This is a genomic window from Streptomyces zaomyceticus (genome assembly GCF_014656215.1).
Lineage (GTDB): Bacteria > Actinomycetota > Actinomycetes > Streptomycetales > Streptomycetaceae > Streptomyces > Streptomyces zaomyceticus.
Window position 1 is genome coordinate 24194 of the sequence record NZ_BNBZ01000028.1, and the last position, 14839, is coordinate 39032.

A 14839-nucleotide genomic window follows, 5' to 3' on the forward strand; every position below is an offset into this window, starting at 1 on the left:
CCGGGTGCCTGTCGCAGAATGGAGGCATGGCGAGCGGGGAGCGGGCACGGTACTGGCAGTACGCCGAGCTGCCCGGGGTCGACCTGCTGCACGCCCACTACATCCGCAAGGCCTTCGCCCGGCACACCCACGAGACCTTCGTCTTCGCCGCGATCACCGAGGGCGTCGAGGCCTTCCACTACCGCGACGACCTCGTCCACGCGGGCCCCGGCCAGATCGCCCTGGTGAACCCCGACACCCCGCACACCGGACACGCGGGCGTGCCCGAGGGCTGGACCTACCGCACGATCTACCCCGACGCGGAGATCGTCCGTTCCATCGCCGCCGACACCCTCGCCCTGCGCGGCTCGGTCGGCTTCACCTCGCCCGTCGTGGACGACCCGTACGCCGCCCGGCTCGTCGTCGGCGTCCACCGGGCCGCCGAGGAGGGCAACGCGCTCGCGGCCGACAGCCTGCTCCGGTTGGTCACCGCCCGGATGCTGCGCAGCCACGGCGGGATCGTCGCCCCGCTCCCGCCCCGCTCCGCGGGCGCGAGGAACGCGGCACGCGCGCGTGCGCTCCTGGAGGACCGCATGGTCGAGCCGCCGACCCTGGAACGGCTCGCCGCCGATCTCGGCACCAGCCCGTTCGCCCTGCTCCGGGCCTTCCGTGACGCGTACGGGATGCCGCCGCACACCTGGCTCACCGACGCGCGCGTGCGCCGGGCCAGACAGCTGCTCGACGCGGGGACGCCTCCGGCGGAGGCGGCGGCGGTCGTCGGCTTCACCGACCAGTCGCACCTCAACCGGCACTTCACCCGCAGCGTCGGGGTGCCTCCGGGGGCCTACCAGCGCGCGCGGGGCAGCGCGGGGCCCGCCGCAAGAACGTACAAGACCGGGCCGCCGGAGCTGCCGTAACGTCCCTGACGTGGCAGAACAGACAGCACCTCCCGTCATACGCGAGAACTCACCGCCCGCGGCCCCGGCCAAACCCGACGCGGCCGTCGTCCGCGACGCCCTCGGCGTCGGCATCGCCGTCGGCCTCTCCGGCTTCGCCTTCGGCGTGACCTCGGCCGGCGCCGGACTCAGCGTCCTCCAGACCTGCCTCCTCAGCCTGCTCGTCTTCACCGGCGCCTCACAGTTCGCCCTGGTCGGAGCGCTCGCCGCGGGCGGCAACCCCTTCACGGCCGCCGCGGGCGCCTTCTTCCTCGGCACCCGCAACGCCTTCTACGGCCTGCGGCTCTCCCAGCTCCTCGCCGTGCCCAAGGCCGTCAGGCCGCTCGCCGCGCACTGGGTGATCGACGAGACCACGGCCGTCGCCCTCGCCCAGCCGTCCCGGCGGGCCGCCAGGATCGGCTTCACCGTCACCGGACTCACCCTGTACGTCCTGTGGAACGCGACCACCCTGCTCGGGGCGCTCGGCGCCGAGGCGATCGGCGACACCGAGGCCTGGGGGCTCGACGCGGCGGGCCCCGCCGTCTTCCTCGCCCTGCTCGCCCCCATGCTGAAGTCCGCGACCGAGCGGGCCACCGCCGGGATCGCCGTCCTGCTCGGCCTCGGGCTGCTCCCCGTGCTGCCCGCCGGCGTCCCGGTCCTCGCGGCGGCCCTCGCCGCGCCCCTCGTGCTCTGGTTCCGGGGCCGCCGGACGACTCCCGCCGGACGAGAGAAGGACTCCCGATGAACATCTGGATCGCGATCGCCTTGACCGCCGCCGGTTGCTACCTGGTGAAGCTGGTCGGCCTGCTCGTACCCGCCGGAGCGCTGGAGCGGCCGCTCGTCCAGCGGCTCGCGGCGTTGCTCCCCGTCGCGCTGCTCGCCGCGCTCACCGCACAGCAGACGTTCGGCGCGGGCGACGCCGTCGTCCTGGACGCCCGCGCCGCGGGACTCGCCGCGGCCGCCGTCGCGCTCGTCCTGCGGGCCCCCTTCCTGGTCGTCGTGGGCGCGGCCGTCGCCGTCACGGCGGGGGTACGGGCCCTGGGCTGGTGACCGCCCGGGTCAGCCGACGGGGCGACCGTGGGCGCGCAGGGTGCGCAGGGCCTCGATCGTGACGATCGGCCGCCACTCCAGGGCTGAGCCGGGGGCCCAGGAGCGCCAGCGGATCGGCCAGCCGCCGTCCTCCTGCTGGTCGGCCGCGAGCCGGTCCAGGGAACGGGCCATCTCCTTGTCCGTGAACCAGCGGGCGGCCAGCGAGTCCGGCACGCGCGCGTAGTCGTGCGGGAAGTGGAGCTCCCCGGGCGCGTACCCCTCGGCGACGGGGTAGTCCCCCTCCTCGTCCGGGTCCAGGACGGCGAGCCGCTGCTCACGGACCAGACACCCGAGCCGGTAGGCGGCCGCCTCCGCGCGCGAGCGGTCCGGCGCCCCGTCCAGGAACGCGACGGCGGCCTCGATCTCGTACGGATGCGACGTCTCGAGCGATTCCACCGCCGACCAGCAGAACTCGGTGGCCCGGAACAGCCACGCGTGCCACACCTGGTTGCGGTGCAGCACCCCGACCACCGGGCCCGTCGTCAGCAGCGCGCTCGGCGGCGAGTCCACGACGGGGACGAACGGCGCGGACGGGTAGCCGCGCTGGGACGGATGGATCGCCGGGAGCGCGCCGTCGTGGGTGGACACGTCCGTCAGGTAGCGGCAGATCCGCTCCACGCGCAGCCCGCCGCAGCGGCCGATGGAGTCCAGGACCCGCAGCCCGTGCGCCGTGTGCAGCGGCTGGCTGACCGGTCCGCGGAGATCGGGTTCGAGCGCGTGGCCGTAGCCGCCGTCCTCGTCGAGGTAGGCGGCGAGGGCGGTCTCCACCTGATCCGCGCCACCGCGCAGGAAGTGGTAGGCGAACCGGCGCTGTTCGAGGACACGGGCCGTCAGCCAGACGAAACGCTCGGCTCGGGCCAGGGGGGTCGCGGGCGGTGAGGAGAGGGGTTTTTCGGCCATGCTCCGACGGTAGGGCGGAAAGTCGCGGTGACAAGGCCTACGGAGCGGGCTGCACTCTTGGGAGCGGGATACTGAAGTCATGCGGTTGACGATTTTCTGGGAGCGGATGGAGGACCACTTCGGTGTGTCCTACGCCGAGTCCTTCGCGCGGGACCATGTGATGACCGAGCTCGGAGGGCGGACGGTGCGCGAGGCGCTGGACGCCGGCTGGGAGGCGAAGGACGTCTGGCGGGCCGTCTGCGCGGCCGTCGACGTACCGGCCGACAAGCGGTGACTGCCTCCCGCGTACCGGCCGACGGGCGGTGAGCTCTTTCCGCGTACCGGTCGACGAGCGCTGAGTGGCTCCCGGGTATCGGCGGACGAGCGGTGAGTTCTTTCCGCGTACCGGCCGACGGTGACCGGAAGGCACCACCCGGAGCGCACGGGCGGTGCACCGCCGGCGGTGGGGTGCCCGGAGAGGATGTGTGGGGTCCCGGGTGGAATGTCCGTGCGGTACGCGAGACTGGCGGGGTGGCCCCGACTGACGACACCGACGCGACCGACCTGACCGCATCGACCGATTCGACCGGACCGACCGCCTCCCCGGCGTCGTCCGGCAGAGGGGGCGGCGGCACGCCGGCGCCCCCCGCCGCTCAGGCCTCCGCCGCTCCGGCCGCCCGGATGCCGCGCTGGCTGCCCCGCGCGCTCGTCCTGGCCCTCGCGCTCTACTCCTGCTTCCTGCTCGGCAGCTGGGCCTTCCACCAGCTCGTCGGCCTCCTCGTCAACATCCTGCTCGCCTTCTTCCTCGCCCTCGCCATCGAACCGGCGGTCGGGCGCATGGCGGCGCGCGGGATGCGCAGGGGCCTCGCCACCTTCCTCGTCTTCATCGCCGTCCTGATCTTCAGCGTCGGCTTCGTCGTCCTCCTGGGCTCGATGCTCGCCGGCCAGATCGTCGACATGGTCGAGAACTTCCCCCAGTACCTGGACTCGGTGATCAACTGGATCAACGAGACCTTCGACACGGAACTCTCCCGCGTCGAGGTGCAGGACAGCGTCCTGAGCTCCGACTGGCTGCAGAAGTACGTACAGAACAGCGCCTCCGGCGTGCTCGACGTCTCCGCCACCGTCCTCGGCGGTCTGTTCCGGCTTCTGACGATCTTCCTGTTCTCGTTCTACTTCGCGGCCGACGGGCCCCGGCTGCGGCGCGCGCTCTGCTCCGTCCTGCCCCCCGCCCGGCAGACCGAGGTGCTGCGCGCCTGGGAGATCGCGGTCGACAAGACCGGCGGCTACCTCTACTCGCGCGGTCTCATGGCCCTCATCTCGGGTGTCGCGCACTTCGTGCTCTTCGAGATCCTCCATGTGCCCTACGCGCCCGCGCTCGCGGTCTGGGTCGGCCTGGTCTCGCAGTTCATCCCCACCATCGGCACCTATCTCGCCGGCGCGCTGCCGATGCTGATCGCCTTCACCGTGAACCCCTGGTACGCGCTGTGGGTGCTCTGCTTCGTCGTGATCTACCAGCAGTTCGAGAACTACCTGCTCCAGCCGAAGCTCACGTCGAAGACGGTGGACATCCATCCGGCGGTGGCCTTCGGCTCGGTCATCGCGGGGACGGCGCTGCTCGGCGTCGTCGGCGCGCTGATCGCCATCCCGGCCGTCGCCACCCTCCAGGCCTTCCTCGGCGCCTATGTGAAGCGGTACGACGTGACGGACGACCCGCGGGTGCACGGCCACCGGCGGTACGGCGAGGCGGTGGTGGCCCGGCTGCAGAAGGCCCTCCACCACAAGAAGGAGGCCGCCTCGGAGGAGCCCGACGAGGGCTCGGAGCCGGAGGGCCCCCGGCCGCCCGGGGAGTCCTGAACCGGCGGCGCCGACGCCCGGCGGAGACCGGGCCTCGCTCCGAAGGCCCGCTCAGAGGACCCGCTCAGACGTACGAAGGTCCTGAGACCCGGTGGCGGAAGGTGTGCCAGATCCACGCCTGGACGGTCACGAGCAGCGGGGTGACGACCAGCAGGGCGGGTACGAGCAGACCGAGCGTGGCGGGGTCGGCCGTCCGCCCGGCGAGCGGGAGCGCGGTCCCCGCCCAGAGCGGCAGCCCGCCCATCAGGACCGCCGTGAGCGCGAACGGCTGCCACGGGCGCCCGGCGCGTCCCACGAGCCGGCGGGCCCGCTCGTAGGGGAGTCCGGTGAGCCGGAGCGTGGCGAACCCCAGTCCGTGCGCGCAGAACAGCGCGGCCACGGCGAGCGCGGTCAGGACGCTCGTGAGACCGGTCGCCGGGGTGTACGGCCGTCCGGTCAGCAGGGCCGCGAGCAGCCACCCCCAGGACAGCGCGACGGTCCAGCTTCCGCAGGTGACGGCCGCGTCGCAGCCGGCGCGCCAGCGGGGGCCCGGACCGCGGCCGCGTGACCAGAGCCCGGCGTCCCGGACGATCCAGCCGGTCAGCAGCGCCACGAGGACCGGGAACTGGTCGCTCAGGAGCTCCCCTTCGAGGGCGGGGAAGCAGCCGACGAGGACCCCGACGGTGGCGACGAGCCAGACCTCGTTGCCCAGGAAGAAGGGGGCGAAGGAGGTGAGGACGAGGCGCCGCTCGGGGTCGCTCCGGCCCAGCCAGGGCGTGAGCATGCCGGTGCCGATGTCCGCCCCCGCGAGGACGAACCAGCCTGCCGCGAAGAAGGCGAGCAGGGCGATGGCCAGGGTCTCCACGGGGGGCTCCTCGGGCTTTTCTCGGTGGTGCGGGCGGAAGGGCGCTCGGCGTCGGGTGGGCTTCCGAGTACGGCGGGTCGGGTGTGCGGGGGGTGGGCGGCGCGAGGTGGGCTCGGGTGTGCGGTGGGCGGCGTGCGTTGGGGTCGGGTGTGCGGCGTGCGGTGGGGGTCAGTAGCGGGGGGCCGGGAGGGTGTCCGCCGGGTCGGGTGCCGTGTCCCGCGCCTCGGCGGGGCGGTCGTCGTGGCCGAGGCCCGACTCCACCGGGCCCCGGCGGGCGTGCCGGGTGAGAAGCCAGGCGTTGAGGACGGCGAGCAGGACGAAGACCGTGGTGAAGACGGTGAGCGAGAGACGCATCGTGCCGGGGGAGAGGTCCGAGACCGCGTCCTCCGTCCTCAGCAGCCCGTAGACGACCCAGGGCTGCCGTCCGGACTCCCGGAAGACCCAGCCGCTGATCATCGCGATGTACGGCAGGGGCACGGCCGCCATCAGCACGAGGTGCCACAACCGGAACCGGAAGACGGCCTTTTTGAAGGCGGCCAGGATCACCCCGGCGAAGCACAGGTACATCATCAGCGCGAAGCTGATCAGCATCAGCAGCGCACCGCCCCGGGTCCAGGCCTCCGAGGGCACGTAGTCGCCGGGGCCGAAGCGCTCCGTCAGCTCCGCCTGGACCCGCGCGATCTCGGCCGCCTTCCCGCTGAACACGGCCGACTTCATCGGCTGGAAGCTGTCGAGGACGGCGAACTGCACACCGCCGAACACGGCGGCCGCCATCAGCGCGGGCGCCGAGAGGAACACCCCGATCCGCAGGCTCCGGCCGAAGAACTCCCACTCCGGGCTGCGCCGGAACAGGTGGTAGGCGCTGACCCCGGCCATGAAGAAGCCGGCCGTCAGCAGCGCCCCGGCGACGATGTGGCCGAAGGCGAGCAGCGCGGAGGGGTTGGTCAGGACCGCGATCGGGTCGTCGAGGACGAGCTCGCCGTTCTCGGAGCCGTATCCCACGGGGTGGTTGAGGAAGCCGTTGGAGACGAGGATCCAGTACGCCGACAGGTAGGCGGTCAGGACGACGATCCAGATCGCGGCCAGATGGGCCCAGCGGTTGAGCCGGTTCCAGCCGAAGATCCACAGTCCGAGGAAGGTCGACTCGACGAAGAACGCCACGATCGTCTCGACGGCGAGCGAGGCCCCGAGGACGTTGCCCGCCTCGTGGGTGAGCCCGCTCCACGCCATGCCGAACTGGAACTCCATCACGAGGCCCGTGACGATGCCGACCGCGTAGTTGATCACGTACAGCTGGCCCCAGAAACGCACCATGCGCGCGTCCAGCGGCTTCCGGCCGAACGTCGCCTTGGTCTGGAGCACGGCCACGACGGTGGCGAGCCCCAGGGTGAGGGCGACGAAGAGGAAGTGGCCGCCCGCGGTGAGGGCGAACTGAAGCCGCGCGAGATCGAGTACGTCCTGGTTCACCCGATCAGCGTCGGCGTACGGTCAGGGGTCCGGCGTCACCCCCGGGTGGACACCGGTCGTACCCCGGCGGTTGCGCCGGTCCACGCGCGCGTACCCCGTGGGTTGTGCCGTCCGGCCCCCGTCCCCTAGGGGACGGTCCCGGGCACCGGGCCTCGGGGGCGTCAGGCCAGCCAGCCGGGCGTGATCATTCCGGACTCGTACGCCAGGATCACCAGCTGGGCCCGGTCCCGTACGGCCAGTTTGGTCATGATCCGGCTGACATGGGTCTTCGCCGTCGCGGGGGAGAGGACGAGACGGCCGGCGATCTCGTCGTTGGAGAGCCCCGCCCCCACCAGGCCGAGGACCTCGCGCTCCCGTTCGGTGAGGGCGTTCAGCCGGGGGCTCGGATCCGGCTGCCGGTCGGCCCGTCCCGCGAACTCGGCGATCAGACGGCGGGTCACCGCCGGGGCGATCAGGGCGTCGCCGCGCGCCACGACCCTTACCGCGTGCAGCAGTTCCATCGGCTCGGTGTCCTTCACGAGGAAGCCCGACGCGCCCGAACGCAGCGCCCCGTACACATGGTCGTCGGCGTCGAAGGTGGTGAGGATGACCACCCGCACCCCTTCGAGCCGCTCGTCGGCGGTGATGCGGCGGGTGGCTTCGAGACCGTCGAGCACCGGCATGCGGATGTCCATCAGGACGACGTCCGGGCGCAGTTCGCGGGCGAGCCCGATCGCCTGTTCCCCGTCCCCTGCCTCTCCGACGACCTCGATGTCCTCCTCGTCGGAGAGGATCGAACGGAAGCCGGCCCGGACCAGGGTCTGGTCGTCGGCGAGCACGACGCGGATCATCGGGGGTCCCTCTCGGACGGGGTGGTGGGCGTGGGTGGGGTGGGCGCCGTGGGTGTGGTGGATGTGGTGGGTGCGGTGGATGTGGCGGGTGTGGACGTGCGCGGTTCCGGGAGCGGCAGCCGGGCGTCCACCAGGAAACCGCCGGCCTCACCATTCTCGGCGGTCAGCTCACCGCCGAAGGCGCGTGCCCGCTCCGCCATGCCCCGGATACCGCTGCCCGGCGGCCGGCCCTCCGGAGCGCCCCCGCCGTCGTCCGCGATCACCAGCCGCACCGCGTCCGTGCCCCAGTCGAGGGAGACGCGGACCGTCCGCGCGCCCGAATGGCGGGTCACGTTCGTCAACGCCTCCTGGACGATCCGGTACGCGGCGAGGTCCACGGGAGGCGGCAGCGGCACGGGAGTGCCCGACGTCTCCGTTCGTACGTCGAGACCGGCGCTCCGGGCGCGATCGACGAGATCGCCGAGGAGCGCGAGACCGGAGGGGGACGGGGCGGTCGGCGTGGGCTCGTCGGCGCTCCGCAGGACCCCGAGGGTCGCCCGCAGCTCGCGCAGCGCGTCCTTGCTGGTGGCCTTCACCGCCTCCAGCGCCTCGGTGGCCGTGACGAGCCCGGCCTCGGGGGCGGGCCCCTTCCCGAGTCGGTGCAGGGCGGCGCCGGACTGGACGTTGATCAGGGAGATGCTGTGGCCGAGGACGTCGTGCACCTCACGGGCGATCCGCAGCCGCTCCTCGGTGGCGCTCTGACGGGCGCGGGCCTCCTGCTCCCGTTCGGCGGCGAGCGCCCGCTGCTCCACCTCGTGGAGGTAGGCGATCCGGGTGCGCTGGGCCCGGCCCACCGCGACGAGGCTGATCAGCCACCCGGCCAGCATCACGAGCGAGGTGTCGTCGATCTGCCGGTGCCCCGGCCGCTGCCGGAACTCGCCGAACCCGACCGCGAGCAGGGTGACAGAGGCGAGGGCGACGGAGGCGGCGAAGCGGCCCTCGGCGGCGGTCGTGTACAGCGCGAGCGCGAAAGCGATCATGAGCGGGCCGTCCTGGGAGGACAGCGGGTAGTAGACGACGCAGGCCAGCAGCGTGACGACGGCGACGGCGACCGGCTGGCGCCGCCGGAAGTACAGCGCCCCGCACCCGACCAGGATGAGCGCCCAGCCGATCACCGTACGGGCGACGGGCTCGGTCGCGTACCGCGCGGAGACGAGTGTCCAGACGGCGACGACGACCAGGACGACACCCGCCACGAGAGCGTCGGAGGCCCGCGACGACAGACGCCCGCCGCCGGGGGAACGGAGGGGGAGGGACATGCGTCGAAGGATAGGCGGGGGACGGCGACGGGGTGTGCGTGTGGCCTCGTGGGGCGGCGGGGGTGAGCGCGGGGGCAGGGGTCGCGGTCCCGCGGGCGGGTCGTCCTCGTACGGCCGGGGTCGCCCTCGTACGGTCGGGTCGTCCTCGTACGGCTTGGGTGGGTGGGAACGTCGGATCGGGCGGCCTCGGGGGGCTTCGATGATGTACGGGTACTCGGACGAGTGGTGGGTCCTGCTGTTCGTGCCGGTGGTCCTGTGGGTGCCGTTCGGGCCCTTCCTCATGGCGGGCATGGGGGTGTGGTGTGCCCGGCGGCCCGGGCGGTGGCCGCGGCTCTGGTCCGTGCTGCTGCCGCTGGTGCCGGTCGCGGTCTCCGCCGTCGCCATGACCATGCCCCTGGAGAGCTGGGACCAGTCCGGCCACACCGAGGACCTCCTGGGCTATGTCCTCGTGTACGTGCTGGGCATCACCGTGCTGCCGTGGGTGCTCGGATACGGCATCACGAGGGCGGTGCGGGCGGTGAGGGGCCGTCGGGAGCCGGAGTCGGAGACCCGTGCGGAGCCGGGGCCGGGGCCGGGGCCGGAGGGGGAGCGGGGCCCCACGGAGCCGTAGCGCGCTTATGTACGCGTGCTGCGGGCCCCTTCGGCGACCTTCGGTGCGTGCGCCCCTGCCGCGACCCTCTTGTCAACCAAGGTTGACGAGAGGGTGAGTGTCAACGTAAGTTGACACCATGAGCGATGCGACCGATCTCGCCGTGCGGGCGGGTGACCGCGACCCCCGAATCGGGCTGCGGGCCGTTTCCGCCCTGAGGCGACTGCTGGAACAGCTGGAAGCCGTCCAGGTGCGCAGTGCGCGCAACCAGGGGTGGTCGTGGCAGGAGATCGCGACCGAACTGGGAGTCAGCCGTCAGGCCGTCCACAAGAAGTACGGGAGGCAGTGATGTTCGAGCGGTTCACGAAATCCGCACGCGCCGTGGTGAAGGGGGCGGTCGAGCACGCCGAGCGGGGCTGCGCGACGGCCGTCACCGAGGAGCATCTGCTCCTGGCCCTGCTCGACCGGGAGGAGAGCCGGGCGGCGGAGGCGCTGCGCACGCTCTGTCCGACCGAACGTCGCCCCTCCCTGGCCGCGGACCTGGCGGACGCCCGGCGCCGGGCGGGGCTGTCCCGGGCGGACGCGGAGGCCCTGGCGGACCTCGGCATCGACGTCGGCGCGATCGTGGCACGGGTGGAGGAGACGCACGGCGCGGGCGCGCTCGCGGGCGACCGCAGGGACACCGGGCGGCGCTCGGGCCGCCGGCCCTTCTCGCGGGAGGCCAAGGGCATCCTGGAGAAGTCGCTCCGGATGGCGCTGGCCCGCAAGGACCGGGAGATCGGCGACGAGCACATCCTCCTGGCGCTCACCAGCACCGGCGGGGTCGTCGCGGAGGTGCTGGCCGACCACGGCGTCTCGTACGCCTCGGTCGACACCGCACTCTCCGGCGCGCCGACCGGCTGACTCCACCCCGCTCGCTCTCCTTGGCCTTTCCGGTCGACTGCGGTCCACGCGTACGCCCGCGAGCACCGGCTCCTGCCGGGGCCGGCCCCTGATCTCGGTGTCGGCCGGATCGACCGCTGCACCCGCCAGGACTGAGTGGCCGCGAACCGCCTTCCGCCGATCCCGGGAAGGTGCCCGGCGTCACGCCTTCGTGCGTGGCTGGTGTGCGGTGAGCTCCGCCTTCTCCAGCCAGTCGAGGTACCAGCGGGCGAAGGTGACCGGTGTCCCCGTGTCATCGAGGAGCGGGGCGAGGTCGGTGTCGTCCACCCGGCAGTCGGACCAGACCGTGCCGCGGTGGGCACCGCTGATGATCAGCCACTCCCGCTGGGCGCAGCCGAGGTGGGAGATGACGATGGCACCGGCGGTGCGCTCGGGGGCGAACATCAGGGCTCCCCAGCGTTCGTCCCATGCTTCGGCGGCGTCGTCGAAGTCCTCGATCTCGTCGAAGTCCTCTTCTTCGGGGCGTTCGGCGAGAAGCGCGTCGAGGACTTCGGGGTCCGGGCCGTGCTCGGGGAAGGGGCGGGCGAGCATGGTCGGGTCGGCCAGGTCGGCCCCGTCCCCTTCCCAGCGCCAGCGGCCCTGTACGCGGCGCACGGGGAAGACGCCGTAGGCGGGACCCGCGCCGCCGGCGCCCACGCGGGTGAGGAAGTTCCGGTAGTCCTCCGGCAGCCTCACGCCCAGCTGCGCTTCGAGCTCGGCGAGCCCGTCATCGGACAGCGGGTCCTCCAGGGCCCACCTGTGCCCGTGCGAGCCGAACACCTGGTCGCTCGACGGCCGGGTACCCAGCTCGGCCAGGCGCCGGCGAACACCGCTCCACTGCTGCTCAAACATGCGCCGACGGTACGCGGAGCCTGTGACAGCGGAGGCCGCCGGGGAAGGAACGGCCTACCGGCGCGCTCGCCCGTCGATCGAGGCGTTCGGTCGTTGGTCCGTCACGTTCGGTGACGATGTCGCCCTGTGTCGGCGGCGTGGTGCGCTTGACACTGAAATCGAACATCCATTCTCATGGAAGCCCGGCCCTTGGAATCTCGGGGTTGTCGCCGAGTTGTCCACAGGCCGGAGGGGACGTCGGGGCCCATTGTCAGTGGCAGGGGTTAGCGTCTTTCACATGAAGCGATCGACTCAAGCAAACCGGGTGGAACCCATGGCAGGAACCGACCGCGAGAAGGCGCTCGACGCCGCGCTCGCACAGATTGAACGCCAATTCGGCAAGGGCGCAGTGATGCGCATGGGTGACCGCGTCCAGGAGCCGATCGAGGTGATCTCCACCGGATCGACCGCCCTCGACATCGCCCTCGGCGTCGGCGGCCTGCCGCGCGGCCGTGTCGTGGAGGTCTACGGACCGGAGTCCTCCGGTAAGACGACCCTGACCCTGCACGCCGTGGCCAACGCCCAGAAGGCCGGCGGCCAGGTGGCCTTCGTGGACGCCGAGCACGCCCTCGACCCCGAGTACGCCAAGAAGCTCGGCGTCGACATCGACAACCTCATCCTGTCCCAGCCGGACAACGGCGAGCAGGCCCTCGAGATCGTCGACATGCTGGTCCGCTCCGGCGCCCTCGACCTGATCGTCATCGACTCCGTCGCCGCGCTCGTCCCGCGTGCGGAGATCGAGGGCGAGATGGGTGACTCGCACGTCGGTCTCCAGGCCCGACTGATGAGCCAGGCCCTCCGGAAGATCACCAGCGCGCTCAACCAGTCCAAGACCACCGCGATCTTCATCAACCAGCTCCGCGAGAAGATCGGCGTGATGTTCGGCTCGCCGGAGACCACGACCGGTGGCCGCGCCCTGAAGAGACCCTCAAGGACGGCACGGACGCGGTCGGCAACCGCACCCGCGTCAAGGTCGTCAAGAACAAGGTCGCGCCCCCCTTCAAGCAGGCCGAGTTCGACATCCTCTACGGCCAGGGCATCAGCCGCGAGGGCGGCCTGATCGACATGGGCGTGGAGCACGGCTTCGTCCGCAAGGCCGGTGCCTGGTACACGTACGAGGGCGACCAGCTCGGCCAGGGCAAGGAGAACGCCCGCAACTTCCTGAAGGACAACCCCGACCTCGCCGACGAGATCGAGAAGAAGATCAAGGAGAAGCTGGGCGTCGGCGTCCGGCCCGAGGCCGCGAAGGCCGAGACGGCGACGGACGGGGCGAGCGCCTCGGACGCGGCCGGCACGGACGACGCAGCCAAGAGCGTCCCGGCACCCGCGAGCAAGACCGCGAAGGCGACCAAGGCCACCGCGGTCAAGAGCTGAACCGGTGACCGGTCGCACCGAATGGCCGGGTGACAGCCCCGACTCGTCGAGGGCCGAGAAGGAGCTGTCACCCCAGGATCCGGCTGAGCGGGCGCGGGCGATCTGTCTGCGCCTGCTCACCGGGAACCCCCGCACGCGCAAGCAGCTCGCCGACGCGCTGCGCAAGCGGGAGATCCCCGACGAGGTGGCGGAGGAGGTCCTCTCCCGCTTCGAGGACGTCGGGCTCATCGACGACGCCGCCTTCGCGGGGGCCTGGGTGGAGTCCCGCCACCACGGCCGGGGCCTCGCCCGCCGGGCGCTCGCCCGCGAGCTGCGGACCAAGGGCGTCGAGCCGAGCCTCATCCAGGAGGCGGTGGAGCAGCTCGACTCCGACCAGGAGGAGGCCACCGCGCGCGAGCTCGTGGCGCGCAAGCTGCGCTCCACCCGAGGTCTCGACCGTGACCGGCGTCTGAGACGGCTCGCCGGGATGCTCGCCCGCAAGGGATATCCCGAGGGGATGGCCCTCCGCGTCGTCCGTCAGGCGCTGGAGGCCGAGGGCGAGGACACGGACGGGCTCGACGAGTCCTTCTGATCCCCGGGGGAGATCAGAAGGACTCCGTCCGAGTCCCGGCGTGGCCGTCCGCGCCAGCGGGTGGTGCTGACCTCGTCGCGTCAGCCGCGCGGCGTCGGGAGCAGGACCGGGAGGCCCGCCGCCTTCCACGCCTGGAAGCCGCCGATCACGTCGGTCGCCCGGTGCAGGCCCAGGCGGCGCAGGGACTCGGCGGCGAGGGAGGAGGCGTAGCCCTCGTTGCAGAGGACCACCACCCGCAGATCATGGCTGTCCGCCTCCGCCGCCCGATGGCTGCCCAGGGGGTCGAGCCGCCACTCCAGCTCGTTGCGTTCCACCACCAGCGCGCCCGGGATCAGCCCGTCCCGTTCGCGCAGGGCCGCGTAGCGCGTGTCCACCAGGAGCGCGTCGCCCGCCTCGTACGCCTCGTGGGCGGCCCGGGGCCCGATCCTGTCGAGGCCCGACCGGACCTGCTCCAGGAGGTCGTCGATCCCGATCCGGCCGGCTTCCGCCGGTGCCGTACCGCCCGCACCCTCCGTGGTGCTCGTCGTGCTCTCGTGTCGCTCGCTCACTGCCAGTCCTCCGGGCGCTCGACCTGCTCAAGGCGGAGTACCGCGCCCGTCCGGCTGAACCGCCGGATCAGCGGGAGCGGCGGATAGTAGGCGTGCACCGACACCGCGTGGGTGTCCGGGGACTCGTTGAGCACCTCGTGCACATGATGGCGGCCGAAAGCGCGGCTGCCGCCCTCGCCGAGACGGCGGGAGCGGTCGAGGCCGTCGGCCAGTTCCAGGGTCTTCCAGCCGCTCGCCGGCAGCCGGACCGCCAGCGCGTTCTCGGTCAGCGTGCCGCGTGCCGTGGCGAAGGCGCCGAGCGAATCGGCGTGGTCGTGCCAGCCCGTGCCCGTGCCGGGCGGCCAGCCGATGAGCCAGGCCTCGCTGCCGCCGGGGCCTTCGAGCCGGACCCAGGTGCGGCCCTCGGGGTCCAGCGGCAGGGAATCCACCAGGGCCCGGTCCGCCGCCGTGCGCCGGACGAAGTCGAGCAGGGCCGCCGCCGTCGGCGCGCCGGACGGAGCGGTCCGGGCGGCGGCCGGGGAGCCGGCCGGGGGGACGGGGGCGGTGGGGGCGTTCAGAGGGTGCGCGGGGGTGGGGTGAGACACGGGTGTCCGTCCTGGTTCGCTGAGAGCGCGCGACGGCAGCACGGCTCACCGACGAACGTCGGTGGCGGGGCGCGCGCGGGGGAAGGGCGAGATCAGCAGGACGGGCGACACACGCAGCCCGCGTAGCGGACGAGGTCCATATGGACCCTCCGCCACAGGCGCACATCGGTGTCGGTCACGCTC

The 14839-nt window shown here is 72.6% G+C and carries 17 protein-coding genes and 2 pseudogenes; 10 read left to right on the top strand and 9 right to left on the bottom strand.

What is annotated here, in order from left to right; translation table 11 throughout:
• The first annotated feature begins 26 nt into the window (after positions 1-26).
• Genes IE311_RS28455 through IE311_RS28465 form a run of 3 tightly spaced genes read left to right on the top strand, consistent with a single transcriptional unit; the run spans position 27 to position 1964 of the window.
• Positions 27-896: an AraC family transcriptional regulator gene (locus IE311_RS28455; RefSeq protein ID WP_189834707.1), complete on the top strand. Its 870-nt coding sequence runs from the start codon at positions 27-29 to the stop codon at positions 894-896.
• Positions 897-906: 10 nt separating this feature from the next.
• Entirely contained in the window at positions 907-1659 is a 753-nt protein-coding gene (locus IE311_RS28460; protein ID WP_189834708.1) for an AzlC family ABC transporter permease, read from the top strand.
• Positions 1656-1964, top strand: a complete 309-nt coding sequence (locus IE311_RS28465) for an AzlD domain-containing protein (protein WP_189834709.1) — start codon at positions 1656-1658, stop codon at positions 1962-1964. The genes IE311_RS28460 and IE311_RS28465 overlap by 4 nt, the downstream gene beginning before the upstream one ends.
• Positions 1965-1973: 9 nt before the next feature.
• Here the strand turns inward: IE311_RS28465 and IE311_RS28470 are convergent, their stop codons facing one another.
• Positions 1974-2903 carry a hypothetical protein gene (locus IE311_RS28470; RefSeq protein WP_189834710.1) on the bottom strand — a complete coding sequence of 310 codons (930 nt, stop codon included), beginning with the start codon at positions 2901-2903 and terminating at the stop codon, positions 1974-1976.
• 79 nt (positions 2904-2982) lie between these two features.
• Between IE311_RS28470 and IE311_RS28475 the strand changes: the two genes are divergently transcribed.
• Together IE311_RS28475 and IE311_RS28480 are read left to right on the top strand one after the other, a co-directional pair.
• Positions 2983-3177 (top strand): DUF3046 domain-containing protein, encoded by a 195-nt coding sequence (locus tag IE311_RS28475; protein WP_189834711.1) that lies wholly within the window; start codon positions 2983-2985, stop codon positions 3175-3177.
• A 386-nt stretch (positions 3178-3563) separates the two neighbouring features.
• Positions 3564-4739: an AI-2E family transporter gene (locus IE311_RS28480; protein ID WP_189834762.1), complete on the top strand. Its 1176-nt coding sequence runs from the start codon at positions 3564-3566 to the stop codon at positions 4737-4739.
• 64 nt (positions 4740-4803) lie between these two features.
• On the opposite strand, the gene IE311_RS28485 is transcribed toward IE311_RS28480, so the two are convergent.
• The 4 genes from IE311_RS28485 to IE311_RS28500 form a co-directional block, all read right to left on the bottom strand.
• Positions 4804-5583, bottom strand: coding sequence for a cytochrome d ubiquinol oxidase subunit II (locus IE311_RS28485; protein ID WP_189834712.1), 780 nt, complete (start codon positions 5581-5583; stop codon positions 4804-4806).
• Positions 5584-5751: 168 nt separating this feature from the next.
• A complete protein-coding gene (locus IE311_RS28490; RefSeq protein WP_189834713.1) occupies positions 5752-7050 on the bottom strand; it encodes a cytochrome ubiquinol oxidase subunit I in 1299 nt (432 codons plus the stop codon).
• Positions 7051-7211: 161 nt separating this feature from the next.
• On the bottom strand, positions 7212-7880 hold the full coding sequence (locus IE311_RS28495) for a response regulator (RefSeq protein ID WP_189834714.1): 669 nt from the start codon (positions 7878-7880) through the stop codon (positions 7212-7214).
• Positions 7877-9178, bottom strand: a complete 1302-nt coding sequence (locus tag IE311_RS28500; protein WP_189834715.1) for a sensor histidine kinase — start codon at positions 9176-9178, stop codon at positions 7877-7879. The genes IE311_RS28495 and IE311_RS28500 overlap by 4 nt, the downstream gene beginning before the upstream one ends.
• Before the next feature lie 199 nt (positions 9179-9377).
• Here IE311_RS28500 and IE311_RS28505 point away from each other — a divergent pair, with 199 nt between their 5' ends.
• From IE311_RS28505 to IE311_RS28515, 3 genes are all read left to right on the top strand, one after another.
• Positions 9378-9788: a hypothetical protein gene (locus tag IE311_RS28505; RefSeq protein ID WP_229902221.1), complete on the top strand. Its 411-nt coding sequence runs from the start codon at positions 9378-9380 to the stop codon at positions 9786-9788.
• A gap of 118 nt (positions 9789-9906) precedes the next feature.
• On the top strand, positions 9907-10116 hold the full coding sequence (locus IE311_RS28510; RefSeq protein ID WP_189834716.1) for a helix-turn-helix domain-containing protein: 210 nt from the start codon (positions 9907-9909) through the stop codon (positions 10114-10116).
• Positions 10116-10670, top strand: coding sequence for a Clp protease N-terminal domain-containing protein (locus IE311_RS28515; protein ID WP_189834717.1), 555 nt, complete (start codon positions 10116-10118; stop codon positions 10668-10670). The genes IE311_RS28510 and IE311_RS28515 overlap by 1 nt, the downstream gene beginning before the upstream one ends.
• Before the next feature lie 180 nt (positions 10671-10850).
• Here IE311_RS28515 and IE311_RS28520 read toward each other — a convergent pair whose 3' ends face one another.
• Positions 10851-11540 (bottom strand): SMI1/KNR4 family protein, encoded by a 690-nt coding sequence (locus IE311_RS28520; protein ID WP_189834718.1) that lies wholly within the window; start codon positions 11538-11540, stop codon positions 10851-10853.
• A 313-nt stretch (positions 11541-11853) separates the two neighbouring features.
• On the opposite strand from IE311_RS28520, the pseudogene recA reads away from it, so the two are divergent.
• Positions 11854-12953 (top strand): annotated as a pseudogene (recA, locus tag IE311_RS28525) (recombinase RecA).
• A pseudogene (gene recX, locus IE311_RS28530) lies at positions 12880-13524 on the top strand (recombination regulator RecX); the annotation flags it as partial. The pseudogenes recA and recX, both read left to right, overlap by 74 nt.
• Before the next feature lie 80 nt (positions 13525-13604).
• Here recX and IE311_RS28535 read toward each other — a convergent pair.
• From IE311_RS28535 to IE311_RS37385, 3 genes are all read right to left on the bottom strand, one after another.
• Positions 13605-13997: a rhodanese-like domain-containing protein gene (locus tag IE311_RS28535; RefSeq protein ID WP_189834763.1), complete on the bottom strand. Its 393-nt coding sequence runs from the start codon at positions 13995-13997 to the stop codon at positions 13605-13607.
• 71 nt (positions 13998-14068) lie between these two features.
• Positions 14069-14656 carry a cupin domain-containing protein gene (locus tag IE311_RS28540; protein WP_189834720.1) on the bottom strand — a complete coding sequence of 196 codons (588 nt, stop codon included), beginning with the start codon at positions 14654-14656 and terminating at the stop codon, positions 14069-14071.
• A gap of 92 nt (positions 14657-14748) precedes the next feature.
• Positions 14749-14835: a putative leader peptide gene (locus IE311_RS37385; RefSeq protein WP_311605579.1), complete on the bottom strand. Its 87-nt coding sequence runs from the start codon at positions 14833-14835 to the stop codon at positions 14749-14751.
• Positions 14836-14839 lie beyond the last annotated feature (4 nt).